Source organism: Candidatus Melainabacteria bacterium RIFOXYA2_FULL_32_9, assembly GCA_001784615.1.
Classification (GTDB): Bacteria; Cyanobacteriota; Vampirovibrionia; order Gastranaerophilales; family UBA9579; genus UBA9579.
Genome location: MFRQ01000137.1, coordinates 1 through 5,335, shown reverse-complemented (window position 1 = coordinate 5,335; position 5,335 = coordinate 1). Strand labels below are relative to the sequence as shown.

Below are 5,335 nucleotides of genomic sequence, written 5' to 3'. Positions count from 1 at the left end.
CGGGATGACAATACAACGATTTAAAAATTTTTATTTCACCCAAACATTGACGTTTTTGCTGATTATAAATTTATAATCAAGACGTTTTGTTTATCCTTAACCCGAATTTCTAAATCGATAAAAAGCTTGATATAACGCAATTAAAAATAATTATAATACCTAAAAATACTTTTATAACTTTATTTTAGGGTGAGTTTTCAGATAATTGACCTATAGCTTCATCTAAATTCCTTAAAGAATAGCCTATTTCATAAGGACAAAAACCTTTTTCATCAATTAGTTGCTTTTCAGCTTCCAGGATTAATTCTCTAGCTTTGATTAATTTTTCAACTGAATCCATATAACCATTCCCCTTAATTATTTTAAATTTATTTGCAAAGAACCCTTAATTACATTGTTTTCTGCTTTTATAGTAAATAAAGCAGCTTTGATATTATTCTTAATTTTATCTAGAAAAACTTTATTTTTAATTCCTGCTTTTTCTGCTTCTAACTTTTTCAATCCCTGTATATCAACATATGCCAAAAACCTAAAATCATTTAAATTTTGAACATTTAATCTTTTATATATGTCTTTCTCGGTTATATTTAATTTATTTTTGTCACTAGCATCAATTAAGGATTCAACAGCCAGCTTTTCTCCAATAGCATATAAATCAGGAGTTATTTTGCCATAATTTATCATTAAAGAATGCTTCTTGTCTGAAATTAAGCCTAAATCCAATTTTTTATAAGTTATAGTTGACATTTCTGCTGAAGGTAACTGCAAAGGAATTAATTTCATAAGTTTTGATATTACATGTGCAGTATTATTATCATTGGCTAAAACTGCAACATACTCAGTTTTGCCATTTCCAACATCAATTGCTGCAATTGTTGTATCGTTTTTTAGTATTTCTAATATATCCTTATCAAAATCAAGAGAAGTCAATAATTTTATAAATTGCTTAAACTGATCATATTCAGGAGTTGCCTTTATTCCTGATAATTCAACTGTAAAATCAATATAGTCTTTAAGTTCATTAATAAGCAAAAAGCTGAGAGTGTTGTCAGGTAAAAAGCCGGGATTAAAATCAATGTGCTTTTTGCTAAACATATTTTCATACGCTTTTTTTAGCGATTGAGATTTTATTTGAGATAAATTATATGAGGTATAGCTATTAAAATAAACTAAATTTTTATCAAGCAATACAGATATTGCTGTCACATCTACTGATTTTAAAAAATGTTCAATGTCAGCAAGTTCTCCCTTGTATTTACCACCAATCATGCTGCTCAGTCTGGAGATTCCAGAAGTATAATCAGCAACTATAATTGTTCCTATTCTTTCATCTTCAAGCAAATTCACAGAATGTTTTACATTACTTCTGTCATATAAACTTTTTTCACTTTTTAAGATGTGATTTTTAATTATAAAAGTTAATGTATCATAACTGTCAGCTACATATAACTTATCTCTAATCATGGAAAAAGCAACTCCGGTATCAGGAGATATTGTGGCTTTATACCCTTTAAAGTTTTTATCTGCCAACTTTTTATTGAATATTGCCTCAAATAAAGGCCTTATCTTAGCTTCCCTCTTTACAGTAAAGACAGCAAGACTTCTTTCTTTACGATTATCACTCCATGCACCAAAACTAAAACTATCATCAAAAGCTTCAGACATCAATTTATTAATATTAACACGCTCTTTAGTATAATTTTCCAGGAATAAACGACTTAATAAATCGGGTAAGTCTCTTATATTTAGTTTTGTTAGCTCGTTTATTTTATCAATATTCTTAGCGTCTAATTTTGCATCAACATAAATTGACGTAGAGGCAGGATAATAATCAGCATAAACCCCGGTAATCCCACTTTGCCCATTTTTCCAGAAGAATATTCCAACCAGAAAAGTTATAACAAGAATGGTGATGGCGGTTATTATTAAATTCCTCTTAGGATCTCCGTATTTTCTTATTTTTTCTGATAATCCATTGTTATTTATATCGCTGAAATTATGATTCTCAGAATTACTCATTTATTATCCTTTTTATCAATAAATTTACTTATGCTAATTTTATTACTAATTCCAACCTTGTTTCAAGAAAAATCATGATTTTTATACTAACAGATCATTGATACATATAAGATTATCCAGACGAGTATATCCATAAAATATATAGTTTTACCGGATTGTTACTTAATTAAACTACTGTAAACTCACTTTTAAAGTATTAAAAAATAATAATAAAGCACTTTTAGCTCTAATTTTATTGTATCTATGAATTTACAATTTGACTATGCAACAAAAACTGTTAATATACATATAGTTGAGTATTTAATCTTGCATAGTAAGAAATAATACACATTTTATCTTATTACTAGATAAGATAAAAATTTTTATGAATCTTAAATCACATAAAAAGAAAAATAAGTGTTATTAAATAGCAGTCTACATATTTGAGGGGAAGGAACTTTATAAAACTATGGTAATCAAGTTAAGAAAAATCGGGGAGTTTTGTATTGTTGATTTAGCAAGTAATTCATTTGAAACAGAAAATATCTCTTTATTAAAAAATACCATAAATGAGATAATTGACCAGGGATTCAAGCATATTTTACTAAATATGACAGAAATAACTAGAATTGACGGAACAGGTCTTGGCACTCTCATAAACTTTCAAAAAATTGCTTTTTATAATGAAATAAACATAAGGCTATATAGCTTACAGCCTTATGTTGCAGAAATGATGTTTCAAACTCGTTTAAACAGAGTTTTAGATATATGTCAAAGTGAAGATAAAGATCTATGTGAAGAAGCTTTAGCCGATAATCTTATGTTCGCTTAATCTTCATCTTTATTAGATATAACTCTCATCTTTGGTTCATCATTAAATGAATTTACAAGATGATTATATCTTTCCATTCTTAGTTTTAACCAACTTACCATAGTGGAAGAACCATAAACTTCCACTATTCTTGTTCTTGCAAAATTACTGTGAGTTTTGCTATAAGTCTCTTCAAGATACGTATTGCACCTGCAATTCAATTCTTCAATCAAATCATATAGTGTGCTCAACCATGCTGCTTGTACTGCATTTTCATTAACCCTAAATTCTAGTATCATAATATCATTTTAGCCTTTTTCTTAAGATATTAACCTTATTATTATAAATACTTGATTGTAGTCTGTATGCTTCTATGACCAAGCAGTTTACTTATCACGCCAATGTTAAATCCTTTCTTAACCAAATCATATGCATAATAATCTCTTAATTGTTGTAATTTGATATTAACCCCATTTTTTAGACAATATTTTCTCCAAAAACGATTTACAGCCTGATAAGTTAGGGTTTTATCTTCATTTTCACCTCCTCTAAAAATTAAGCCGTATTGAATATTTAACTCATCTGCATACAATCTGAGCAGTTTTATTGACTCAGACGAATATAAAGGAATTCTTCGCTTATTTTCAGAATTTATCAGAATTGTTTCCGTATCTGTTTCTATATCTTCAAGCTTTAAATTTAATGCTTCAGATATTTTTAGGCCACCTTCCAGCATTAATGTAAATAAAGCTCTATATTTTAGATTATTAACTTTAATAAAATTGTCCTGATTAAATATATTTATTGAGCAAATAACTTTTTCTATAGAATTTTTGTTAACTGATCTTGATTTAGCTGGACAAACTTTCGGTTTTTCTTTATCAATCTTATGAATGGGATTATTTTGAATATAATCCTTTTTGTAACACCAATTTAAAAAAGTCTTTAAACTACTGATATGTCTTGATTTTGTAGTAGGAGATTTAGAATCAAGACCACTAAGATGCTGACGCAGAGATTCTACTGTAAGATCATCAATATTATCTGAGCAATTTTCAAGAAAATGCCTCAGATCACTACGATAATTAATTATCGTATGTTTAGATTTATTTAAAATTTCAAGTTCATGCAGGAAATTTTCCAGAATTTTCTTTGCTTTTTCTTTTCCCATATTTACTCACCAAGTTGTTATAAAAATATTATTGTTATTATAAACTTAGAGAGTCTTAAAAAGCATCCTATAACGCCATGATCTCAGAGGATTTTAAAGTTATATAATTATTATTATAACAAACATTAATTCAAAATTAAAGTCTTATTTAATATTTTAGTATAAATAATAATTCCAAAAAATGTAGATTTAAAACCTGACTTTCAAATAGGGTAATGGAAAATAAGAAACTGAAATTGAGAGCGAACCTTGCAGCAAGGATATTTTCTGAAATAAATGTTGTGAAGCAATTCCAAAGGATATATAGTTGCATTGAGATCACTTCGCAATTAAAATAAATAACAATCTTGCATATCTAAAGGCTCGTGATGACTGATTAGTCCTTGATCATTACCCAAATAAGAGGAAAATACTTGATAATTTCCTCTGCTATCCTTAATATTAAAATAACCTGAAAGAAAGTTAACCAATGAAAATTATTAATAAATCAAACCAAAAGCTTGTAGCAGATAGAGTTAAAATAGCAAATAACCCAATAAAAAGAATAATAGGCCTTTTGAATCGATCAAAACTGGAAAAAGGTGAAGGATTACTCATTATTCCCTGTAACGGTATTCATTCATTTTTTATGCGATTCAGGTTTGATGCAATTTTTCTTGATAAAAACAATAAAGTTAAACACTTAATCAGAGATATGGGTCCCTGGCGGCTTTCCCCCTTAATATTCAATGCACATAGTGTTTTGGAATTGCCTGCTGGCATAATAAATGAGACTGATATAAAAGTAGATGATACATTAGATTTTATTGATTAACAGGACTTACGCAAAATCTAAAAGCTGGTTACAGGAATGAGATTGCACAGCTCCCGCTTTGCGCAGGAAGCAGGCTACAAAAATAACCAAAGATAGAACGAGTTTCGTTTTCGGTCCAGACCAGCAAATGAAGCGTATGCATCCTGCTTGCGCATGCGAAGCTGCTCTTCCCGAAAATTTCACTCCCGCTTCGCATTTTTTCATCAAAATCTTTAATTATTTTTTCCGCTGTCCTTAATTGACTTTTGGATATGCAAATATCAATGGAAATATTCCTTTTTCACTTTGTTTTCTTATTTCAAAAGAATAATTATTTTCAGCAAAGATTTTTTCGAAAAACTTACAATCAATGACTCCTGAATTATTCTTATGTATCTCAATTATAAATTTCGGTTTGTATACATTGATAAATTGGGATAAATTTGTAAATACTTTGTATTCACTACCTTCTATGTCCATTTTAATTGCATTTACTTTTGCAAGATTAAATTTTGAGACAATGCTATCAAGAGAAAAAGCATTAATTTTAGTTTTATTAGAA

General features: G+C 28.5%; 5 protein-coding genes and 1 pseudogene. 2 read left to right on the top strand and 4 right to left on the bottom strand.

From position 1 onward, the window contains the following. Window positions 1-357: 357 nt before the first annotated feature. Window positions 358-2,019: a hypothetical protein gene (locus tag A2255_08860; GenBank protein OGI17837.1), complete on the bottom strand. Its 1,662-nt coding sequence runs from the start codon at window positions 2,017-2,019 to the stop codon at window positions 358-360. Between the two features lie 448 nt (window positions 2,020-2,467). On the opposite strand from A2255_08860, the gene A2255_08855 reads away from it, so the two are divergent. Beyond that, window positions 2,468-2,830, top strand: a complete 363-nt coding sequence (locus tag A2255_08855; GenBank protein OGI17836.1) for a hypothetical protein — start codon at window positions 2,468-2,470, stop codon at window positions 2,828-2,830. On the opposite strand, the gene A2255_08850 is transcribed toward A2255_08855, so the two are convergent. Further along, the gene (locus tag A2255_08850) at window positions 2,827-3,108 is read right to left on the bottom strand and encodes a hypothetical protein (GenBank protein ID OGI17835.1); all 282 of its coding nucleotides are present in this window, start codon (window positions 3,106-3,108) and stop codon (window positions 2,827-2,829) included. The two genes, A2255_08855 and A2255_08850, sit on opposite strands and share 4 nt — an antisense overlap. Before the next feature lie 41 nt (window positions 3,109-3,149). After that, window positions 3,150-3,980: a hypothetical protein gene (locus A2255_08845; protein ID OGI17834.1), complete on the bottom strand. Its 831-nt coding sequence runs from the start codon at window positions 3,978-3,980 to the stop codon at window positions 3,150-3,152. A 469-nt stretch (window positions 3,981-4,449) separates the two neighbouring features. On the opposite strand from A2255_08845, the gene A2255_08840 reads away from it, so the two are divergent. Continuing rightward, window positions 4,450-4,794 (top strand): hypothetical protein, encoded by a 345-nt coding sequence (locus tag A2255_08840; GenBank protein OGI17833.1) that lies wholly within the window; start codon window positions 4,450-4,452, stop codon window positions 4,792-4,794. Window positions 4,795-5,028: 234 nt separating this feature from the next. Here the strand turns inward: A2255_08840 and A2255_08835 are convergent. After that, a pseudogene (locus A2255_08835) lies at window positions 5,029-5,335 on the bottom strand (hypothetical protein).